The organism is Sneathiella aquimaris (genome assembly GCF_026409565.1).
GTDB lineage: Bacteria > Pseudomonadota > Alphaproteobacteria > Sneathiellales > Sneathiellaceae > Sneathiella > Sneathiella aquimaris.
Map to the genome: position 1 here is coordinate 1363495 of NZ_CP112881.1, position 21326 is coordinate 1384820.

20 protein-coding genes and 1 pseudogene are annotated in these 21326 nt (G+C 48.6%); 15 read left to right on the forward strand and 6 right to left on the reverse strand.

Going from position 1 to position 21326, the window contains the following annotated elements; genetic code table 11:
* Positions 1 to 27: 27 nt before the first annotated feature.
* The gene (locus OIR97_RS06260) at positions 28 to 3498 is read right to left on the reverse strand and encodes an indolepyruvate ferredoxin oxidoreductase family protein (protein WP_169544725.1); all 3471 of its coding nucleotides are present in this window, start codon (positions 3496 to 3498) and stop codon (positions 28 to 30) included.
* A 200-nt stretch (positions 3499 to 3698) separates the two neighbouring features.
* Between OIR97_RS06260 and OIR97_RS06265 the strand changes: the two genes are divergently transcribed.
* From OIR97_RS06265 to OIR97_RS06305, 9 genes and pseudogenes are all read left to right on the forward strand, one after another.
* The gene (locus OIR97_RS06265) at positions 3699 to 4682 is read left to right on the forward strand and encodes an NAD-dependent epimerase/dehydratase family protein (RefSeq protein ID WP_169544726.1); all 984 of its coding nucleotides are present in this window, start codon (positions 3699 to 3701) and stop codon (positions 4680 to 4682) included.
* A gap of 4 nt (positions 4683 to 4686) precedes the next feature.
* Positions 4687 to 5166, forward strand: a complete 480-nt coding sequence (locus tag OIR97_RS06270) for a PaaI family thioesterase (RefSeq protein WP_169544727.1) — start codon at positions 4687 to 4689, stop codon at positions 5164 to 5166.
* Positions 5159 to 5611, forward strand: coding sequence for a PaaI family thioesterase (locus OIR97_RS06275; RefSeq protein WP_219821676.1), 453 nt, complete (start codon positions 5159 to 5161; stop codon positions 5609 to 5611). The genes OIR97_RS06270 and OIR97_RS06275 overlap by 8 nt, the downstream gene beginning before the upstream one ends.
* Positions 5612 to 5664: 53 nt before the next feature.
* The gene (locus OIR97_RS06280) at positions 5665 to 7437 is read left to right on the forward strand and encodes a M3 family oligoendopeptidase (RefSeq protein ID WP_169544728.1); all 1773 of its coding nucleotides are present in this window, start codon (positions 5665 to 5667) and stop codon (positions 7435 to 7437) included.
* Between the two features lie 164 nt (positions 7438 to 7601).
* A complete protein-coding gene (locus OIR97_RS06285) occupies positions 7602 to 7730 on the forward strand; it encodes an aa3-type cytochrome c oxidase subunit IV (protein ID WP_169544729.1) in 129 nt (42 codons plus the stop codon).
* Between the two features lie 102 nt (positions 7731 to 7832).
* Positions 7833 to 8987, forward strand: coding sequence for a Re/Si-specific NAD(P)(+) transhydrogenase subunit alpha (locus OIR97_RS06290; protein ID WP_169544730.1), 1155 nt, complete (start codon positions 7833 to 7835; stop codon positions 8985 to 8987).
* A gap of 11 nt (positions 8988 to 8998) precedes the next feature.
* Positions 8999 to 9283, forward strand: a pseudogene (locus tag OIR97_RS06295) (NAD(P) transhydrogenase subunit alpha); the annotation flags it as partial.
* Positions 9284 to 9294: 11 nt separating this feature from the next.
* Positions 9295 to 10683: an NAD(P)(+) transhydrogenase (Re/Si-specific) subunit beta gene (locus OIR97_RS06300; protein WP_169544731.1), complete on the forward strand. Its 1389-nt coding sequence runs from the start codon at positions 9295 to 9297 to the stop codon at positions 10681 to 10683.
* 143 nt (positions 10684 to 10826) lie between these two features.
* Entirely contained in the window at positions 10827 to 12212 is a 1386-nt protein-coding gene (locus OIR97_RS06305) for an FAD-binding oxidoreductase (protein WP_169544732.1), read from the forward strand.
* Here the strand turns inward: OIR97_RS06305 and OIR97_RS06310 are convergent.
* Positions 12209 to 12712 carry a MarR family winged helix-turn-helix transcriptional regulator gene (locus tag OIR97_RS06310; protein WP_169544733.1) on the reverse strand — a complete coding sequence of 168 codons (504 nt, stop codon included), beginning with the start codon at positions 12710 to 12712 and terminating at the stop codon, positions 12209 to 12211. The two genes, OIR97_RS06305 and OIR97_RS06310, sit on opposite strands and share 4 nt — an antisense overlap.
* A gap of 173 nt (positions 12713 to 12885) precedes the next feature.
* Here OIR97_RS06310 and OIR97_RS06315 point away from each other — a divergent pair, with 173 nt between their 5' ends.
* From OIR97_RS06315 to OIR97_RS06325, 3 genes are read left to right on the forward strand one after another with little or no spacing between them, the layout of a single operon-like run.
* Entirely contained in the window at positions 12886 to 13848 is a 963-nt protein-coding gene (locus OIR97_RS06315) for an MBL fold metallo-hydrolase (protein ID WP_169545818.1), read from the forward strand.
* A 20-nt stretch (positions 13849 to 13868) separates the two neighbouring features.
* A complete protein-coding gene (locus OIR97_RS06320; RefSeq protein WP_169544734.1) occupies positions 13869 to 15527 on the forward strand; it encodes an FAD-dependent oxidoreductase in 1659 nt (552 codons plus the stop codon).
* The gene (locus OIR97_RS06325; RefSeq protein ID WP_169544735.1) at positions 15524 to 15715 is read left to right on the forward strand and encodes a DUF2783 domain-containing protein; all 192 of its coding nucleotides are present in this window, start codon (positions 15524 to 15526) and stop codon (positions 15713 to 15715) included. The genes OIR97_RS06320 and OIR97_RS06325 overlap by 4 nt, the downstream gene beginning before the upstream one ends.
* Before the next feature lie 16 nt (positions 15716 to 15731).
* Here OIR97_RS06325 and OIR97_RS06330 read toward each other — a convergent pair whose 3' ends face one another.
* The gene (locus OIR97_RS06330; RefSeq protein ID WP_169544736.1) at positions 15732 to 16142 is read right to left on the reverse strand and encodes a hypothetical protein; all 411 of its coding nucleotides are present in this window, start codon (positions 16140 to 16142) and stop codon (positions 15732 to 15734) included.
* A gap of 136 nt (positions 16143 to 16278) precedes the next feature.
* Here OIR97_RS06330 and OIR97_RS06335 point away from each other — a divergent pair, with 136 nt between their 5' ends.
* Positions 16279 to 17106 carry a helix-turn-helix domain-containing protein gene (locus OIR97_RS06335; protein WP_169544737.1) on the forward strand — a complete coding sequence of 276 codons (828 nt, stop codon included), beginning with the start codon at positions 16279 to 16281 and terminating at the stop codon, positions 17104 to 17106.
* Here the strand turns inward: OIR97_RS06335 and OIR97_RS06340 are convergent.
* From OIR97_RS06340 to pcaQ, 3 genes are all read right to left on the reverse strand, one after another.
* Positions 17103 to 18308, reverse strand: coding sequence for an NnrS family protein (locus tag OIR97_RS06340; protein ID WP_169544738.1), 1206 nt, complete (start codon positions 18306 to 18308; stop codon positions 17103 to 17105). The two genes, OIR97_RS06335 and OIR97_RS06340, sit on opposite strands and share 4 nt — an antisense overlap.
* Positions 18309 to 18408: 100 nt before the next feature.
* The gene (msrA, locus tag OIR97_RS06345) at positions 18409 to 19017 is read right to left on the reverse strand and encodes a peptide-methionine (S)-S-oxide reductase MsrA (RefSeq protein ID WP_169544739.1); all 609 of its coding nucleotides are present in this window, start codon (positions 19015 to 19017) and stop codon (positions 18409 to 18411) included.
* An 85-nt stretch (positions 19018 to 19102) separates the two neighbouring features.
* A complete protein-coding gene (gene pcaQ / locus OIR97_RS06350) occupies positions 19103 to 20023 on the reverse strand; it encodes a pca operon transcription factor PcaQ (protein WP_343052838.1) in 921 nt (306 codons plus the stop codon).
* A gap of 84 nt (positions 20024 to 20107) precedes the next feature.
* Between pcaQ and pcaD the strand changes: the two genes are divergently transcribed.
* Positions 20108 to 20902, forward strand: coding sequence for a 3-oxoadipate enol-lactonase (pcaD, locus tag OIR97_RS06355; protein WP_169544741.1), 795 nt, complete (start codon positions 20108 to 20110; stop codon positions 20900 to 20902).
* Positions 20903 to 20912: 10 nt separating this feature from the next.
* Positions 20913 to 21326 carry a 4-carboxymuconolactone decarboxylase gene (gene pcaC, locus OIR97_RS06360; RefSeq protein ID WP_169544742.1) on the forward strand — a complete coding sequence of 138 codons (414 nt, stop codon included), beginning with the start codon at positions 20913 to 20915 and terminating at the stop codon, positions 21324 to 21326.

A 21326-nucleotide genomic window follows, 5' to 3' on the forward strand; every position in this document is an offset into this window, starting at 1 on the left:
GCGCGAACGCCCTTCCCAATCTGAACCTTATTCCGCCGCGGTTGCCTGCGGAGCCGGGTTTTTCAGCTGGCTCAGCAGGTTACTTGTTTCGGCGTAATAAGTTTTAACAGCCGCTTCTTTGACATGCCCATATCCGCGGACTTGCATGGGGAGGGCTGCTATTTCGGTGGCAAGTGCATGATTGGCCGTGTTCAGGTTTTCAATCAATTCCAAAATTGTTGTTTCGAAATCGACGATCAGCTGGCGTTCCATCTTGCGTTCCTGTGTTTTGCCGAACGGATCCAAGGCTGTTCCGCGCAGACCTTTAAATTTGGCGATGAAGCGGAACAGTTTTGCTGTTGCCGGGCCAAATTCCTGCTTGCGCAAATGGCCTGTCTCTGGATCTTTTTTCGCAAATAGAGGAGGGGCAAGGTGATATTTTACTTTGTAGTCACCGTCCATCATACGATCGACTTTCTCAAGGAAGCCAGTTTGTGTGTGCAGGCGGGCAACCTCATACTCATCTTTGTAGGCCATAAACTTAAAGAATGACCGGGCGGTAGCTTCCGTCAATTGACTGCTGTTACCAATAACAGCCTGTTCGGTTTTTTGAACAATCCGAACCAACTGATTAAAGCGGTCAGCATAGGATGTATTTTGATAATCAGTCAGGAAGGCAATCCGGCGCTGGATAATGTCTTCAATATCTGTTGCTGGCTCTTCCGTAGTTTCTGGACCAGTAATTTTCTGTACTTCTTTCAGCACAAGGTCCGGGTTATGGGCCATTGCACGCCCCCATGAAAACGCCTTTTTATTTGCGTCAATGGCAACGCCGTTCAGTTCGATAGCTTTGAGAAGGGAGTCCAGCTCCAAAGGAACGAACCCTTTTTGCCAGGCATATCCCAACATAAAGAGATTAGTGGCGATGGCATCTCCCATCAAGGTCGTTGCAATCTCGCTTGCTTCGATCAGATGGCAGGCCTCTTTTCCGACAGCTTCCTGAATATGATCCAGAGTGTCCTGTACAGGGAAGGGGGCGTCTGGATTTAAGGTAAAGTCCATTGTGGGTGCCGGATGAGAGTTTACGACCGCATGGGCAATGCCTTTATCCAGTTTTGCAAGCGAGTCATAAGAGCCAGCGACAACCATGTCACAACCAATCAATAGATCTGCGCGACCCGCTGGAATACGAACAGAGTTTATCTGCTCAGGGGTTTTGGCGATATGAATATGGCTTGTAACTGCCCCGCCTTTTTGCGCGAGACCTGCCTGATCCAGAACTGTCACACCCTTGCTTTCGAGATGGGCGGCCATCCCCAAAAGCGCACCGATCGTGACAACACCGGTTCCGCCGATCCCGGTAATCAGAATACGGTAAGGTTGATCCACGCCTTTTAAGGTTGGCATCGGAACATCCTGAGCGGGATCGCTTAAGGCACTTTTTTCGGGTTTGCGCAGTTGTCCGCCTTCGATGGTCACGAAACTGGGGCAGAAGCCTTTGACGCAAGAAAAGTCTTTGTTACAGGACGACTGGTTGATTGTTCTTTTGCGGCCAAATTCTGTTTCCAGCGGCTCGACGGAAATACAGTTGGATTTAACGGAACAATCACCGCAGCCTTCACAAACCAGATCATTAATCATGACCCGTTTCGCCGGGTCCGGGAAGGTCCCGCGTTTACGGCGGCGGCGCTTTTCAGCTGCGCAGGTCTGATCATAAAGTAGGATGGTGACGCCCTCGACTTCGCGCAATGATTTTTGCACGGCGTCCAGATCGTCCCGGTGGTGAAAAGTTGTTCCTTTTGGCCAGTTGATGCTGGACGGATATTTGTCCGGCTCGTCTGAGACAATCCGGATGGTTTTGACGCCTTCACCGGCAACCTGCTGCGCAATCTGCCAAGGCGTAAGCTGGTCTTCCAAAGGTTGCCCACCGGTCATGGCGACCGCATCATTGTATAGGATTTTATAGGTGATATTTGCTTTGGCTGAAATTGCCTGCCGGATGGCAAGCAAACCAGAATGATGGTAGGTACCATCGCCCAGATTTGCGAAAATATGTTTTTCGTCAGTAAAATGCTGCTGTCCGACCCAAGGAACACCCTCACCGCCCATTTGGGTAAACTCGTTTGTATTGCGGTTCATCCAGGTCACCATGTAGTGGCACCCGATACCTGCAACTGCCCGACTGCCGTCCGGAACAACCGTCGATGTATTATGTGGGCAGCCTGAGCAATAAAACGGGGTTCGCGAGATTTTCGCCGGCGACTGGTTAAGTTGCTGTTCCTTTTTATCAAGGAAGGCGAGGCGTTTTTCAACTGATTCAGATGTATAAAAACGACGGATGCGGGCGGCAATTACCCGTGCGACTGTTGCAGGTGTTAATTCACCGGCAGAAGGAAGGATATGTTTTCCAGCATCGTCAAATTCACCGATAATTCGGGGCCGAATGCCAGTATCCCAGTTATATAACTGTTCCTTCATCTGATTTTCGATGAGAGCTCTTTTTTCTTCAACTACAAGAACTTCTTCGAGGCCTTCGGCAAACTGACGAACGCCTTGTGGATCCAGTGGCCAAGGCATACCGACCTTGTAAACGGTCAGGCCGATTTCTGCGGCCAGATCGTCATCAATACCCAGATCCTTTAACGCCTGCCGGACATCCAGATAGGCTTTGCCGGTACTGACGATACCGAACCGCCGTTTAGGGGAGTCCATAACGACCTTGTCCAGATGGTTCAAACGGGCAAATTCACGCGCGGCATAAATTTTGTGTTCGTTGAGGCGCACTTCTTGTTCAAATCGATTGTCGCCACCGCGAATGTTTAAGCCACCGGGTGGCAGCTCAATGTCCGGTCGTTTTATCTGAACCCGATCCGGGTCGACATACACCGAGGCACCGCCTTCGATGGTTTCCGACACACATTTAAAACCAACCCACAGGCCAGAATATCGGGACATTTCGATGCCGATTAGGCCATAATCCAAGACTTCCTGCACATTGGATGGATTAAGCACCGGCATCATCCAGCCAATGAAGCCATGTTCACTTTGGTGGGCAACGGTGGAGGAGACGATTCCATGGTCGTCGCCTGCGAGAGCCAGAACACCCCCAAGCCTGGATGTTCCGTTTGAATTTGCGTGGCGGAACACGTCGCCTGTCCGATCAACGCCGGGGCCTTTACCGTACCAGAGACCGAAAACGCCGTCATAATGGGCGCCTTTATACATGTTGAGCTGCTGGCTCCCCCACACGGCGGTTGCGGCGAGGTCCTCGTTTACACCAGGCTCAAAATGAATATGGTTTTTCTTGAGGAGCGGATTGATGGCCCAGAGTGCCTGATCATATCCGCCCAACGGAGAGCCGCGATATCCCGAGATGAAACCGGCAGTATTTAAGCCAGCTGCCCGGTCCCGCGCTCGTTGCATGAGTGGTAGCCGCACGAGCGCTTGAATACCGGTTAAAAAAATCCGGCCCTTTTCGAGCTCGTATTTATCGTTGAGTGTAACATCTGCTAGTTGCATCTTCGGCTCCCATACACACAAATTTACTTTTTATAATATATAAAAAATAACAGCATAATCAAAAAAGGTCAATAGTGCTGACATTTAGAAAGAATATTACCCGTCATATTTTTTTTGACATTTGTGAGCGATAAACAGTTTATGGGGATCAGATATCTACGCTACACTCTGTTGGTTGGTTGCTAAGGAACTCAAAAAGAATGACAATATTGGTGACGGGTGCGGCAGGTTTCATTGGAATGCATGTTTCCAAAGCCCTTTTGGAAGCGGGTGAAACCGTGGTCGGTATTGATAATCTGAACGACTATTATGATGTTAATCTCAAGAAGGCTCGATTAAGTGAATTAACGGGTTTCGAGAAATTTACGTTTCACAAACAGGATATCGCAAAGGCGGATGAGTTAAAAGAATGCTTATCAAACGATCCTGTGAGGTCTGTTGTTCATTTGGCAGCGCAGGCCGGGGTTCGCTACAGCCTTTCTCATCCTTTTGAGTATGCAGAATCAAACCTTGTCGGGTTTTTGTCAATATTAGAATATTGCCGGAGCCTTGAGACGCTGGATCACCTGGTTTATGCAAGTTCCAGTTCTGTTTATGGGGGTAATAAAGAGCTACCCTATTCGGTGGATCAGTCCGTCGACAAACCGGTGTCCTTGTATGCGGCGACAAAGAAATCCAATGAACTGATGGCCCATTGTTATAGTCATTTATATCGATTGCCGACTACGGGCCTTAGATTTTTTACGGTGTATGGGCCTTGGGGCCGGCCGGATATGGCATATTGGCTTTTTTCGGATGCAATGCTGAAAGGCCGTAAAATCAAAATCTTTAACAATGGCGATATGCGGCGCGATTTCACCTATATCGATGATATCGTCAATGGTATCATCAAGGTCTTAAGGAAAGCACCCGCCGATGGTGGTTCAGACTCCCCGCCCTATTCGGTTTATAACATTGGTAACCATCGCTCTGAACCTCTGATGACACTGGTTTCTACACTGGAAGAAGCATGGGGTATCAAGGCCGAAACAGAGTTTTTGCCGATGCAAAAAGGGGACGTAAAAGAAACCTACGCTGATATTGATAGTCTTCAGAAAGATGTAGGTTATCATCCGTCAACCAAACTGGAAGATGGCATTCCGAAATTCGTTGACTGGTATAAAAAATATATAAAGGAAGAATAAGTTTATGTCGGACGGTTTTGACATATCGCAAATCCAATCGATCATCGATACAGGCATTCCGCAATGTGGAGATATCGGGGTTAAGGTTGCACAGTTGAGTGATAGTGGTGTCGTGATGATGCTCCCCTATGATGACCGCTTTGCCGGAAATCCGGTGAACGGCATTCTGCACGGCGGTATAATGACGACTCTGATCGATTCAGCTTCAGGAATGTGCATTTATGTAAAACTAAAAAAATACATTCCGATTGCGACACTTGACTTGCGGATTGATTATCTGAAACCAGCGACGCCTGGAGAGGACCTTTACGCACATGCCTATTGCTACAGAATGACGAAGCAAATTGCCTTTGTCCGGTCAGTTGCCTATCACAGCGATCCCGACGATCCTGTTGCGAATAGCGTGAGTACATTTATGCTGCAATCAACGCCGACGAAATCGCTCGATGTTGCGTCCAAGGAAATGGAGGCAAAAAATGGCTGATTTAACGTCTGAAGAATTTTTGAAAATCATCCAAAAAGCCAAGCAGGAGCGCGATTGGGCCTTGATGTCCAATGTCATTCCCTATTTTACCTATTTAGGGCTGGAGGTTGAAGAAACGGATGATGAGATCATTTGTGTTCTTCCCAAAAATAAGCGGTTTATCGGGAACCCTGTTCTTCCGGCATTGCACGGTGGCATTGTTGGTGCTTTTCTGGAAAGTACCGCACTTGTTCACATGCTGGCGACACAGGATGATGTGACTCAGGTTCCGAAGATCATTAACCTGACTGTTGAATATTTGAGATCCGCAAAACTGGAAGTTTCTTATGCCGCGGCGGTTATTACAAAGCCGGGGCGCAGGATTGCTAACATGCGCGTGCGGGCCTGGCAAAGCGACCGCAGCAAACCGATTGCGACGGCAAGCGCAAATTTCCTTGTAAGCTAGCGCACTCGCACTATTTAAAAATTATAATCATTCTAATTTGGAGCTCTTTACCGATGTCCGACAATGTTCTCTCAGACCTACCGGAATGGGATTTGACAGATCTGTATCCTTCGCGGAAATCCCCTGAACTGGAGGAGGATATTCAGAATTCCAAGGAAACAGCGAAACAGTTTTCCGCAACATACAAAGGCAAACTGAACGATCTTGATGGCAAAGGGCTTGCGTCAGCAATCGGCGAATATGAAAACCTGCAGGAAGTATTGGGGCGGGTGATGTCCTATGCCTATCTGGTATATGCAGGGGATATGTCCGATCCGGATATCGGTAAATTCTTTCAGACCATGCAGGAGCGGGTAAATGGTATCTCTACGGATCTTCTGTTTTTCACGCTGGAGCTGAACCGGATTGAGGAAAGCAGGCTTCAGGGTCTGTATGAGGTAGAGGCTCTAAAAAAATATGAACCTTGGCTGTCTAATGTTCGGGCCATGAAGCCTTATCAACTCGATGATGCGCTGGAAACAATGCTTCATGAAAAAGACATCGCGGGCAGAAGTGCCTGGGTTCGTCTGTTTGATGAAACCATGGCTGGCTTGAAATTTGATTTGAACGGCGAAGAAATGGCATCGCAGCAGATTTTACACTTATTGTCGAGCGCGGATGGGGCAATCCGAAAATCGGCTGCGAAAAGTCTGGGTAAAGTATTTGGTGGTAATATTCGCCTTTTTGCGTTGATTACAAATACACTGGCGAAGGACAAGGCGATCGAGGATGAATGGCGTAAGACCGCTTCTCCCATGACGCTGCGTCACCTGTCAAATCAGGTGGAAGATAATGTTGTAGAGGCATTGTCTACAGCCGTTCAGGAGGCCTATCCGCGGTTATCCCACCGTTACTATGCGTTGAAGGCAAAATGGATGGGGCAGGAGAAGCTGGACTATTGGGATCGCAATGCTCCTCTGCCAGAGGATGATGATCGTGTTATTCCCTGGGACGAGGCGCGGGACACCGTTCTGCAAGCCTACGGTCAGTTTTCGCCTGAGCTTGCGGCGCTGGGGAAAGAGTTTTTTGACAAGCCTTGGATCGACGCGTCTGTTCGTCCCGGAAAGTCACCGGGTGCCTTCGCTCATCCGACAGTGCCAAGTGCACATCCATACCTTTTGGTGAATTATCAGGGAAAAATCCGGGATGTGATGACATTGGCCCATGAGCTTGGGCATGGCGTGCATCAGGTTCTGGCTGGCCCACAAGGGGCACTTTTATCGGACACACCGCTAACGCTGGCAGAAACAGCCAGTGTTTTCGGCGAGCAGTTGACCTTTCGCGCTCTGTTGGAGAAAACCAAAGATCCAGCCAAGCGCCGCGTGATGCTTGCGGGCAAAGTTGAGGATATGATCAATACCGTCGTCCGCCAAATTGCCTTTTACGAGTTTGAGGTCCGGTTGCATACAGCCCGGCGCGAAGAAGAATTGTCACCGGATCAGATTGGGAAGATCTGGATGGATGTTCAAAAGGAAAGCCTTGGCCCGGCCATTCGTTTGCATGATGAATATCAGTATTTCTGGACATATATCCCGCACTTTATTCATTCTCCTTTTTACGTCTATGCCTATGCTTTCGGCGATTGTTTGGTAAACGCTTTGTATGCGGTATATCAGGACGCAGAAGAGGGATTTCAGGCAAAATACTTTGATATGCTGAAGGCTGGCGGGACGCTCCGCCACAAAGAACTGTTGGCGCCTTTTAACCTGGATGCATCGGATCCAGCTTTTTGGCAAAAAGGTTTGGGGGTTATTGAAGGCTTTATTGATGAATTGGAAAATCTCTAGGAAAACCTTGGGGATTTTCTAAATAATGCCAAGTGAAGAATTTGATTTAGTCGAAGAATTTGCGTGTAATTTGTGAAATGTGACGACAATTTGTTGCCGAAGATGATGGTTTTGCTATATTGCACCGCAACGCGAAAAAGTAATTATCTGTATGGAGGGATAAAATGTACGAACCAGGAAGTATGAATATTGAGGCTCAAAAAGCTTCTTATGCTGGTTTTGTAAAGTTGTTTACATGGGTCACGGGGCTTTTGATCGTCTTGTTGGTTATTATGGCCGCGACCTTATTGTAAAGCAGATACCGCTTTATTTTTGAAGCGGTTTTACCGAGAGACGTTTGCGGGGGCGTCGAACAAACCCACTTTAATAATCATAAATCTAGATAAGGATCGATTATGAAAATCGCTATCCCGAAGGAGCGGCGAGAGCACGAAAAACGTGTTGCAGCCTCTCCCGAAACTGTCAAAAAGTTTGTGGGTCTGGGAGTTGAAGTCATTGTAGAAGCAGGCGCTGGTCTAACCAGCTCCTTTTCTGATCAGGAATATAAAGATGCCGGCGCATCTATTGCCGGGGACGCTGCCGCGGCCCTAAAAGATGCCGACGTCGTCCTGAAGGTTCAACGCCCCTTGACCAAAGCAGAAGGCGGACCAGACGAAGTATCCATGATGAAAAAGGGGGCCACCCTCCTTGCAATCCTGGCACCACTTCAGAATAAAGATCAAGTTCAGGCTTATGCTGACGCTGGTATCGAAGCCCATGCAATGGAGCTGGTTCCGCGTATAAGTCGTGCCCAGTCAATGGACGTCTTGTCATCCCAATCAAATCTGGCAGGTTATAAAGCTGTTCTGGATGCGGCATCAGTCTATGGCAAGGGAATGCCAATGATGATGACAGCAGCCGGTACAGTTGCGCCAGCCAAAGCCTTTATCATGGGGGTTGGTGTTGCCGGTCTTCAGGCCATTGCGACCGCGCGCCGGTTGGGTGCCATTGTGACAGCAACAGACGTTCGTGCTGCAACGAAGGAACAGGTCGAAAGCCTCGGTGCCAAATTCATCATGGTTGAAAGTGATGAGTCTGGTGACGGTGAGGGCGGTTATGCCAAGGAAATGTCTGAAGAATACAAGAAGAAACAGGCAGACCTTGTTTTTGATCATGTCAAAAAGCAGGATATTGTCATAACAACAGCCCTGATTCCGGGCCGTGAAGCACCAATTCTTATTTCTGATGAGATGCTTGCTGTTATGAAGCCGGGATCAGTGATTGTCGATCTGGCGGTTGAAGCTGGCGGCAATGTGACTCAGTCCAAACCAGGCGAAATTGTTGAAACAGAAAATGGCGTTCTGATTGTTGGGCATTATAATGTGCCGAGCCGTCTTGCCAGTGACGCTTCTGCATTATTCTCCAAAAACCTGCTGAACTTCTTGCAACCCATGATCAATAAAGAGAACGGTTCTCTTGCGATGGATTGGGAAGATGAAATCATCCTGGGCACTGGTCTTACTAAAGACGGCAAGATCGTTCACCCACTTCTGACAGAGGGAGGAAACTAATCATGGATATGGTCGATCCTACTGTTTTCCGGCTGGCAATTTTTGTCCTGGCGATTTTCGTCGGATATTATGTGGTCTGGAGCGTAACACCTGCATTGCACACACCGCTTATGGCGGTTACCAATGCGATCTCCTCTGTTATCATCGTTGGTGCGCTTATCGCCGCCGGTCCTGCAGAGGTAAATCTCGCCAAAATCTTTGGTTTCATTGCCATCGTTCTGGCATCCGTCAATATATTTGGTGGCTTTCTGGTAACCCAGAGAATGCTCTCCATGTACAAGAAAAAACAGAAATAGGGGGATAGCCAGTGTCTGCTAATTTTACGGCGCTTGCCTATCTGGTATCCGCCATTCTCTTCATTCTGGCCCTAAGGGGCCTGTCTTCTCCGGAAAGCTCTCGTCGCGGTAACGTGATGGGTATGCTGGGCATGGGTATCGCAATGGTTGTCACCATTCTTGATCCAAGCGTCCTTTCGTATGAATGGATCATCGGTGGCATCGTTGTTGGCGGTGCAATCGGTGCTGTTATCGCTCAGCGGATTGCCATGACAGCCATGCCGCAGCTTGTGGCTGCTTTCCACTCCCTGGTTGGTTTGGCTGCCGTTCTGGTTGCTGCTGCCGCGTTTTATAATCCAGAGGCCTATGGCATTATTGGTGAAAGTGGAGAGCTTACAGTTCTCAGCAGGATCGAGATGGCGATCGGTATCGTCGTTGGTGCCATTACCTTCTCAGGGTCTGTAATTGCCTTTACCAAACTTCAGGGTCTTGTTTCTGGTAATCCAGTTGTTTTCCCGGGTCAGCATATGCTCAACCTGGCCATTGGTCTGGGTATCCTTGGACTGATTATCTGGTTCTGTGTTGATCTGAACCCAAGCATTTTCTGGGGTATGACAGCACTTGCCTTCCTGATCGGCTTCTTGATTATCATTCCGATCGGTGGTGCGGATATGCCCGTTGTTGTTTCCATGCTGAATTCCTATTCAGGCTGGGCAGCGGCAGGTATTGGCTTTACGCTTGAGAATACGGCCTTGATCATTGTAGGTGCCCTTGTTGGTTCTTCCGGTGCGATCTTGTCCTACATCATGTGTAAAGCGATGAACCGATCGTTCTTTAGCGTTATTCTTGGTGGTTTTGGTGGCGATGCTGCGTCCGAAGCTGTTGACAAAGGGGACCGGCCATTCAAAGCGGGTTCAGCGGACGACGCAGCCTTTATCATGAAGAATGCGGGTAAGGTTATAATCGTTCCGGGGTATGGTCTTGCTGTTGCTCAGGCACAGCATGCGCTTCGCGAAATGGTTGATGCCTTAAAAGACGAGGGAGTAGAAGTTGTTTACGCAATTCATCCGGTTGCCGGTCGTATGCCAGGTCATATGAACGTTTTGCTTGCAGAAGCAAACGTGCCTTATGACGAAGTGTTTGAGTTGGAAGAAATCAATTCTGATTTCTCAACCGCAGACGTGGCGCTGGTCGTGGGTGCAAATGACGTTACCAACCCGGCAGCAAGAGATGATCCACAAAGCCCGATTTTCGGAATGCCTATTCTGGATGTTGATAAAGCACGTACCGTGTTGTTCGTAAAACGGTCTATGTCTTCTGGTTATGCCGGTATCGACAACGACCTGTTCTACAAAGACAATACAATGATGCTTTTGGCCGATGCCAAGAAGATGGTTGAGGATATTATCAAGGCAATCTAATCTTTGATATGTCGAAAAAGAAACCCGCTGGTTTTTGCTGGCGGGTTTTTTTGTGCGTGTTGCTAACATGATTTGTTTAATTTCATCACTTGCGCCCGTCTTTTGGTGGTTTAGAATTCGCCCCAAATGAAGAGAGGTCTGATGTGTTTGATTTGCTGCAAAAGCTGAAAGAAATTGTCGGCGAAAACCATGTGTTGACAGGAAACGCTGTTACTGAACGGTCCAGCGATTACTGTCACGACGCCTATGGTGCCGGGCTTTTGGTCCGACCTGCTACAACAAACGAGCTTTCCCGGATTTGTGCGCTTGCTCATAACAAACAGATCAACATGGTTCCCCATGGAGGTTTAACCGGTTTGGTGGACGGGACAAGCAGTCAGCAAGGGGATCTTGTTGTTAGTTTTGAACGATTGAACAACGTGATTAGGGTCGACAAAGAGCAGAACATCCTGATTGCAGAGGCAGGCGTGACGTTGGAAACCGCATTGAACAAAGCAACGGAAGTCGGAATGATGCCGGGAGTTGATATTCCGTCCAGAGGGAGCGCCACATTGGGGGGAATGGTGTCGACTAATGCCGGCGGCGTCAGGGTTTTACGGTACGGTATGATGCGCGAGAATATTCTTGGACTGGAAGCGGTGCTTTCAGATGGAACCGTTCTATCATCAGTGAATACATTGATGAAAAACAACGCAGGCTTTGATTTAAAGCAGTTGTTTATTGGAACAGAAGGGCGGTTGGGTTTTGTCAGTCAGGTGGCGCTAAAGCTGCACCCAAAACCGATCGACGAAGAAACCTCGCTGATTGCAGCACAGAGTTTTGAAACCCTCGTCAAAATACTGTCAGAAGCGCGGCAATTTCTTGGATCGGACCTTTTGTCATTCGAAGCAATGTGGCCGGAATATTACACGCTTACGACCAGTCAGCCTGGTTTTGGTAGCAAACCTTTGCCCGAAGGATATCCGATATATGCTGTCCTCGAAACCGGCCGCTGGCAGAAGGATGTTCCTCATCGACTGGACGTCTTTCTTGAAAAGATGTTCGAAGAGGAACTGTTGCTCGACGCGGTATTGGCTAAATCTGAATCGGAACGGCAATCCATTTGGCGGGCGCGAGAGGATAGCGATGCGGTACAGTTTGGTTTTCCGACGAACCGATCTTATGACATTGGTTTTGAGCTTTCTGACATGAACGGCTTTGCATTGGCGCTGCAGGATGTGATGGCAATAAAATATCCGGACTGTCACCTTTTCTTTTTTGGCCATATGGGGGACGGTAATCTTCACGTGATGTTGGCAGGTGATAAGGAAGCCCTGCACGATACCCTCAGGGTTGATGACCTTGTTTATTCGCTTGCCGCGCAGTTTAAGAATAGTAGTCTTTCGGCCGAGCATGGGATCGGATTAGAGAAAAAGGCCTTTTTGGATCGATCCCGATCAGTTGAAGAGATAAAGTTAATGAAGCGTCTGGCAAAATTGATGGGCGGACACATTAATGCCGGAAAGGTAGTTGATACTGAAAGCGACTAATAAGGGCTATCGGGGTTGATTTGATCCAGATCACCAGCGTTTCTTGCCAGCGTGCGCAGCATCCTCAGTAACTCGGAAATTTCGTTTTCCCCAAGCCCTTTACGCAATTCTGTTTCTCGTAACAGGGTGTCTTCCACCATTTTTTCGTAAAGGGCGACGCCCTTAGAGGTCAGTTTAAGAAGGCGCGGCTTTTTTTTCAGGGAGCTGTCGCAGTCCTCCACGCACTCCAGAGCCTCCAGTTTGCTTAGTGAACGACTCACCAGCGACTTATTCATGCTGCTTGTTTTGCTGATTTGCGCTGCCGTTGTACTTTGCTCCATCGCGAGGGACACCAAGCACCGCCACTCCACCACGCCAATCCCATATTTTTTTCTGTAGTGCGCAGACGCGCCTCTTGAGAGTCGATTTGCGATCACGACAAAAAAGAATGTCAGGTAGTTATCAAGCTCAAGTACTTTTTGCCCATTTGAAATATGAAATGGTTTTATCGCGTCCTGCATAATGGAGCACCCTGACTCATTTTTTAAGTTTACATAGCAACTTAGCACAGGTATCGTTCCTTAAACAATAAGCCAAACGTGAAAATGACAAATGGCGGCTCAGCTGGGCAGCCTTATGGTGATATCGCGTTCAGGCTTGAAATGAACAATGTGTGACCAATCAAAGGACCAATATCATGGTTAAACCCTTCGCATCATCGGCGGATCTGTCGGAAAAAAAAGAAACCCTGGAAATCCTGTCAGAAGGGGTTTATGCCCTGACCGCAGAAGGGGATCCCAATGTTGGTGCTGTCGAAGGGGAAGATTTTATCGTTGCTATTGAAGCAAGAGCAACACCAGCGGCGGCCCGTGACTGGTTAACAGAACTTCGTAAACACACAGATAAACCGGTTAAATACCTTGTGCTGACCCATTACCATGCTGTCCGGGTTCTTGGGGCGTCAGCATTTGATGCAGAAGAAATTATTACACATGATGTCACGGAAAAATTGATCAATGAACGGGGCAAGCAGGATTGGGATTCTGAATATGGTCGGATGCCGCGATTGTTTAAAGAGCCGGAAGGCATCCCGGGTTTAACGCATCCAACAAAAACATTTTCCGATACTATGAGCATTGATCTGGGGGGAGATCGCGGCGAACTCGTTTTGGAATATTGTGGCCGCGGGCATACCGCAGGCGATATCGTAGCCTGGTTACCGAAACAGAAGATCCTGTATGCCGGGGACCTGGTTGAGGCTCAGGCTGCTTTGTATACGGGCGACGCCTTTCATATGGATTGGTCAACGGACACGCTTGATAAAGTAAAATCCTATGGTGCAGAACAATTGATTGGTGGGCGCGGCGCGGTTGCCACCGGACGGGACGCTGTTGACGCTGCCATCGAACAAACCCGGTCCTTCCTTTTGGGAATGCGGAAACACACAGAAGCGGTTCACAAACGTGGCGGCACGCTGAAGGAAGCATTTCTTGCCACCCATGAAGCCCTCGCGCCTAAATTCGGGGCATGGCCGATTTTTGAGCACTGCTTGCCCTTTAATGTTCAGCGCCTTTGGGATGAATATGATGGGATTGACTGGCCCCGTATCTGGACAGATGAGCGGGATCGGGAAGTTTGGGCCCAGTTACAGGACTAATTCAGAGTGGGGTAAGTGCCATGATGAACATAGACGGTATTCCAGTATGGAAAGAATATCCTCCTTCATCCCTACCAGATTTAGCATCTTCTGGAACAGAGCATCTGGAAACGCTGATCGTTGGCGGTGGGCCAGTCGGTTTGTCGTTGGCACTTGATTTAGGACGGCGGGGACGACGGGTTGTTGTGGTGAACGCGCTGCCCTTCATTCCCCGCGGCTCGAAGGCGATCTGTTTTTCCAAGAGAAGTCTTGAGATCTTTGATCGATTGGGGATAGGAGACCGGCTCGTTGAAAAAGGAGTGGTCTGGGATAAGGGTAAGGTTTTCTGGAAAGCGGAAGACGACCCTGTTTATGAATTTGATCTGTTACCGATAAAGGATCAAAAATATCCTGCTTTTATAAATATTCAGCAATATTACGTCGAGGAATATTTGTTGGATGAGATTTCAACCTACGATAATATTCAAATCCGGTGGCGCCACGAAGTGGTGGCCATTTCAGCTGATCAGCGTGGGGCGGATGTTACGGTTGAAACGCCAGAAGGGTCGTATTCAGTAAGAGCTGATTATGTACTGGCCTGCGACGGTAATAAATCGCCTGTGCGGACTATGCTGGGGCTGGATTTTGAAGGACGGGTCTTCGAAGACAATTTTCTGATTGCCGACGTAAAATTCAAGGAAGAATGGCCAACGGAACGGTGGTTCCGTTTTGATCCGCCCTATCCCGGCTGGTCAAGTTTGGTTCACAAGCAGCCGGATGACGTTTGGCGGCTGGATTTTCAGTTGGGTTGGGACATCGATCGACAGGAAGCCATAAAACCAGAAAATGTTGAGCCTTTTGTTTCGGGATTGCTGGGGCCGGATGTCGATTATGATTTCGAATGGATATCCCTATATACCTTTCAATGCCGACGCATGGAAAAGTTTGTCCATGGGCGCGTGATTTTTGCAGGTGATTCCGCGCATGTTGTGTCACCCTTTGGGGCGCGTGGGTGTAATGGCGGAATGCAGGATATTGATAACCTGGGCTGGAAACTGGATGCTGTGCTGGACGGTGAGGCACCAGAAGCCTTGTTACAGAGCTACAATGACGAAGCGACGCATGTTGCGGACGTCAATATTCTGAACTCTACCCGTTCTACAGATTTTATTACGCCAAAATCTGAAATGGCGAGGGTGTTTCGGGATGCGGTGTTAGATCTGGCCAGAGAACATTCCTTCATTCGCCCCTTTGTGAATTCTGGCCGGTTGTCGGTTGCGGTTCCTTATGCTGGCTCTTCCTTAAATAGCGAGGGGACCGATGAAGAATTTCAAACAGGACCAGAGCCCGGCGCTCCGTTGATTGATGCACCGGTAAACGGGAATAATTGGTTGCTTAATCAAGCAACAGAGGCCTTTAACGTCCTCTATTTTGGATCGAAGCAAGAGGTTAAATCCGCAATTGAAAGCTGTCTGCATGGACAGGGGCACGTCATTCAAGTCACTAAGGGGGGCGAGGGGGCACCTGCGGGTCTAACGGATCATACTGGTTTGGCCTATGCGCGATACGGGGCCGATGAAGGTTGCGTCTATCTGGTTCGACCGGATCAGCATGTGGCCGCCCGCTGGACACAATTTGATCCGGTGGCTTTGACGCGGGCTTTGGCATGCGCAAGCGGGAGAAAGGCACAAACAGGATGAGTTTAATTAAAGAGATTAATACGGCCTCTCATGACGAAATTTATGAAACAATCATAAAAATGCATGAAAACCTGAATGAGGAAGAGAGTGCGCTTGTGAACGCGAAACTGATCCTCATTCTGGCCAATCATATTGGGGACGCTAATGTTATTTCACAGGCCGCAGATTTGGCACGGGGCGATCATTAACAGGTATGCACCAGACCTATACTTCCACCTGATCTGCCTTCAGGGTTTGCATCAAACCAATGATCTGCAGGATCGCGAAGATCAGCACGGACAAAGCGATTAATTCGATTAAAAGAACACCGATCACACTGAACCAGTGCGGCGCAAGAAGGGTTAATCCAAAACTGGCAGCAACCCACAGAAAATCAGCGCCAATTATAATTTTCACAAAGAACAGGTTCATGGCGTCGCGGGTCGCGGTATAGGCAACGTCTATGGCAAATACAATCAATCCAGCGCCAAGAATATAGAGATAAAGGCCCTTATTGAGGCCCAACAGATCCGTAAAAAAATCGTTGAATATCAGGCATATCAGGGCGCTGACAAGAGAAAATGCTGCGTTTAACAGCAATGTGTTTTTTAAAATTGGGTTCACGGAATAGCTCATTTTTCTGTTCCACTTCAATTTGAATGTTGGTCTATTCTGCACGGTGGAGGTCATCGTCTCAATTACCCGAGAGGTAATATCATTGTGGACGAGGTGCCGATATGATTGTCTGCGGACCAGGACAAGGGGATTGCTCATGCCAGATTTATTAGACACACAAAATATTTCAGAATTCGGGATATTGTTGCGTCGTTGGCGACGGGTGCACGGATTAAGCCAGCTTGATCTGGCCCTTGCCGCAGAAAGTTCTGCCCGTCATATCAGTTTTATCGAAACGGGAAGATCAAAACCAAGCCGGGAAATGGTTTTGCATTTATGTGATGTGATGGAGTTGCCGCTACGGGAGCGCAATAGACTGTTACATGCTGCGGGATTTAGCCCAGCCTTTAAAGAAAGTCCCCTGGATGATGAGGCGTTGGACCCGATCCGGACGGTTCTCGAAAAAATGCTGGAAAATCATGAACCCTATCCAGCGACCGTTCTTAATCGTCGCTTTGATATTCTGATGGTCAATAAGGCCGCTCAAACAATCATGGGGGCGGTTGGTATTCCCATGGATGCGCAGCAGGAGGTGCCGAACGCCTTAAGGCTCGCGTTACATCCTAACGGGTTGCGGCCCCTTATCAAAGATTGGAAGCGTGCAGCAGGGCATTTAATTCATCGGGCGCATCGGCAACTTCGAGGCCCGTCAGAGGATGATCCGCTAGCGCAATTGCTTGAAGAAGTGCTTTCCTATCCTGATATTCCAACGGAATGGCGAATGGATGACCCGACGCTCGATGCGTCGCCTGTATTACCGTTAGAGTTTGTACTGGGTGAGGTAACCCTGTCATGGATTACCACGATCACAAGTTTCGGAACGCCTCAGGATGTTACGGCAGAAGAAATTATGATCGAAAGCATGTTTCCTGCCAATATTGAAACAGAACAGGCGTGCAGGCAACTGACAGGGCTAAGCCCTTAACCTTCTTTTCCGTCGGCTCTGGCTTTGGTTAGCACCGGTACATAATAAATGAGATAAAGTATCCAGGCGCAAATCCAGGCTATTCCTGCAAAGGCAAGGCCAACCTCTTCAAAGTCAGGGAATGCTAGAGGCGGTAAGATGCGCGCAATAAGACTTGCGATTAATAACCAGAAAGATAGGGCGACGCCGGATGCAATCTTTAGGGGACGTCCCGTATGGCCAAGGGCAATTCGGGACATCATGCCTAGAATCATAGTGCCTAACCCGCCTATGGTCAGGACATGATTGGCGAGAATTGCCGGAAAATCGACAAAGACATGGGTGGATGCTTCAGCCAGAAATCCAAGACCCAGAAAGAGGTATCCAAGGTGGAGTATCCACATCAAAGGATCCGAGAGCGTCTGCCAGCCTTTCCATTGCAGAAGTCTGGCAATGATGAATATCGCAGCAAAGAGCGACGCAAGAGCCTGGAAAAGTTGAGGGGCGTCCAATGGGCCGGAAAATACGGCAAGCAGCGTTGTGACGATTGTCAGGCGCTTGAGCCAGACTGAATTCGCCAATTCATTATTTTTGTTTGCACGCCGTAACCAGTTACTTGTGAAAACCGGAAGAACCCGGCCGCCAATCAGGACCGTCATTAAAACCAGAAATCCAATAGAAAGCTGAATGCCGGTATTGGCATATAGATTGGAGATCGCCAGCATTTCGCCCCAGATCAAGACGTTTCCAGACAGAATGAAAAACAGCATTGGAATAAAACCCAAATTACGCCAAAGTCGTTTCTGGATAATCTGCCTTCCGATGAGAAAGGCGAGATATGGGATAAAACTTAAATCAATAAGGACAACAACAGGGAGCGGTAACAGTTCGGACGTAAATACAGCCAAACGGCCAAGCAACCAGAGACCAAACAGGATTTTTAGCTCATTGCCCCGGATGCGCTCAGCACCTGTCCAGACAGGGACCGCTGTTGTAAGAAAACCGGCAACGACCGCCATGATCACACCAAAGATTAACTCGTGCGCATGCCATAGTGAGCCGGGTAAAACTGAAAATAACCCTAAAATTTCCGAATAACCGGTTAAATCGCAAATCCACAGTAACATGCTCAGCGCGGCATAAAGTGCAGCAGATAGGAAAAATATACGGAAGCCGCCTTCAAAAAGAAGAGAAGAAGGATGAGAGCGTTCCTGAATAGTCATTGAAAGGCCTTTCACAATATTCCTTCATTTTGAAGGAACTGTGAGGTCTTTTAAATAAAAATACGGCGCCCGCGACAATGGGCCGCAAAGGACACGCGGTTTATTTATCAATTCCCTGATGGGCTTGTTCGCCCCAAAGTTCAGAGATACGGTCATCTCGTCCACATCCCTGACGATAGAGAAAATAGCGGACAGGATTTTTCTTGTAGTAGTCCTGATGATAGTCTTCTGCATCAGTCCAGTGGGTGGCATTTCGAACAGGGGTAACAATCGGCGCCTTTAATATACCTGACTGACTTAACGCGTCTTTTGACGCCTGCGCCAGTTTGCGTTGCTCTTCGGTGTTTGCGAATATAGCCGTGGTGTAAGTATTTCCGCGATCACAGAATTGTCCGCCGCCATCTGTTGGATCGACCGACCGCCAAAAAGTTTCAAGAAGCTGGCTGTAGGTTACAATATTCGGATCAAACGTAATTTTTACGGCCTCAAGATGTTGGCCATGATCCCGGTAACTCGGGTTTTGCAGCATGCCACCTGTATATCCGGAAACGGCTGATTTAACGCCTTTCACATGCTCGAAATCTTTTTCGACGCACCAGAAGCACCCGCCTGCAAATGTTGCGACTTCCAGCGCGCTGGCATAGCTTGCGATTGGCGAGAAAATCAACCCAACCAGAAGTATGGAAATTGAATAGAGGGACTTGACCATGGTTTTTGCGCTCCTTTTATTAAATATTACCTTACCGGCGCTTTCGTGCAATTCAAGCCATGCTCACAGTTTCGTTAGAAGATGCTCAGGTTAGTTGTTCTGCGGCTGCACGGATGCTTTGCGAAAGAATGGCCAATGAGGCATTTTGTACGCTGTCAGCACGTGTTGTCAGTCCAACGGCACCCCGTGTTTCGCGGGTATCGATGGGCAGGACTGTCATTCTATTGTCTCTTAGATCATTGGATACAACGCCTGTTGATATGATCCACACGGCATCTGTTGAACGCACAAAGGCACGTCCAAAGGAGTCGGAGACGGTTTCGATCTGGACCGGCAATTCGGGAATGCCGTTGGCCAGCAGGAACCGGTCGACAAATGGTCTGATAACAGAGGCCTTGGTTGGCATCAGGATCGTATAGTTTTTGAGGTCATCCAGCCTTAATTGGGTTGTCGACAACAATGGATGACCGGCGCGCACGGCAAAAATGACTTGCTCACTATAAAGATGCTCAAAAGATAACCCGGACATTTTCTCAGGTGCAGCAAGCCTGCCAACAACCAGATCCAACTCAGATTTTCGAAGTTGTTCCAGCAAAACAGAATTTTCACCTGTTACGATCTTGATATCCCCAGCGACCTTTTCATTCAGAAATAATTGGATGGCATCGGGCATGATCCGGGCGGAAACGGTTGGCAGGGCTCCTATGCGAACCGGCGGAGAAGAACGGGTTACGGCTTGCTGGACAGACTCTACTCCCTCGAGGACCGAGGCGACACTGGCCCCGGCGTGACGCAAGAATACTTCGCCTATCCGGCCAAGCCGAATACCACGGCCTTCTTTTTCAAACAATTTTACGCCCAAAATCTCTTCAAGTTCTCGGATGGTTTTGGTGACCGCCGGCTGACTGATATTCAGGATGATGGCCGCCTTACCAACGCTTTTCTGCCGGGCTACTTCAATGAAGGTTTGTAAGTGACGAAATTTAATGCGATTTTCCATAAGCATAACCATTTAGATATGTATTTTGTTAAAAATATCATTTTACCGCACGAAATCAATCTGTTTTCATATGCTTGGCAGGAGGTGACAATGGACTTTATGGAAACCAGTAACGGGGCATTGCATTACGAATACTTACCTTGTTCCAACGCGAAAAGGACTCTGGTATTTGTGAATTCGCTGGGCACAGACTATCGAATTTGGGATACCCCGGTGGGGTCGCTTCAGTCTGAGTATTCTATTGTCAGGTATGACAAGCGGATGCATGGTTTATCCTCGCATTGTCATAGACCCTATCCCATGGAAGAACATGTGAAAGATCTGAAGGAATTGCTTCAGGGGCTTCGGATCGAAAAAGCGATTATCTGCGGTTTGTCCGTTGGCGGGATGATTGCTCAAGGACTGGCTTTTTCTGATCCTGAACAGGTGGACGCTTTGATTTTGTGTGATACCGGGCATAAAATTGGTACAAGAGAGCTGTGGCAGGATCGTATCAAGCAGGTAGAGGCTGAAGGGCTTTCCAGCATGACGGATGCTGTGATGGAGCGTTGGTTTACCAAGGAATTTCGCAAAAGCTCAAACCCTCTTTATTCGGGTTGCCGGGCTATGTTTGAACGGCAGGATCCGATGGGCTACAGCGCGACCTGCGCGGCGATAAGGGACGCTGATTATTCCGAAGCGCGGGCTCTTATCAAGGTGCCGACCCTCTGTGTTGTTGGGGATCACGATCTGGCGACCCCTGCAGCATTGGTGCGTGAACTGGCGGACGGCATTCCTGAGAGTGAGTTTGCACTCATCGAAAATGCGGGTCATATTCCGTGCGTAGAAGCGCCCGAGACCTTCACAGACCTCCTGACCGAATTCCTTACTAGAAGACTATCCTGAAAGAAAAACAATGGGATCTAAAAATAGCAGTTCAGCCCGGTATGTTCAGGGACGAAGCGTCCGAAAATCAGTGTTGGGAGAAGCCCATGTGGCGAAGGCTGAAGCAAACACCGATCCGTTTGATCAACCGTTTCAGGAACTGATTACGGAAGGCGCCTGGGGAACCGTCTGGGCAGGAGATCACTGGTCAAAAAGGGAAAGGTCGATGGTGACAATTGCGTTATTGGCCGCCCTTGGACATTATGATGAATGTGCCATGCATGTGCGAGCAGCGAAGAATACCGGGGCCAGCCGTGACGATATATGTGAAGCAATGCTTCATGTTGCCATATATGCAGGCGTGCCAGCAGCAAATAGCGCCATTAAAGTGATAAAAGAGGTGTTTCGCGAAATGGACGCTGAAACACAGGCGGGGGGAAACTGA